Raw genomic sequence first — 374 nt, forward strand, 5'->3', positions numbered from 1 at the left:
GTGATGGTGACAGTGACAGTCTCGGTATCTGTGCCGCCGTTGCCGTCATTGACGCTGACATCAAAGCTTAAGGTGATGGTCTCACCGACGGCAAGGAACTGCACCAGGCTGTTGGCGATCTCATAGTTCCAGCCGGAGTTGTCGACACTGAAGCCGGCGGCCAATGCATCCTGGGTGGCTTGATCCAGATCACCGTCGCTCCAGAGCACATCGTCGTTATAGCTGCTGCCGACACTGTGGCTGTCGTTGATATCGACATCGGTGAAGCTCAAGTCGCCGCTGTCGCTGAGCATGCCATTGATGACATCGACATCCTCGGTGACCGCGCCGCTCATGTCGATGCTCAGCACAGGCGCATCATTGGTGCCGGTGAT

1 protein-coding gene is annotated in these 374 nt (G+C 57.2%); it reads right to left on the bottom strand.

The window, feature by feature from the left end:
* Positions 1–374, bottom strand: a 374-nt coding sequence (locus RC73_RS07250; protein ID WP_039034021.1) for a VCBS domain-containing protein, incomplete at both ends; no start/stop codon positions are given.

Source organism: Shewanella sp. ECSMB14102 (assembly GCF_000813075.1).
GTDB classification, from domain to species: Bacteria; Pseudomonadota; Gammaproteobacteria; order Enterobacterales; family Shewanellaceae; genus Shewanella; species Shewanella indica.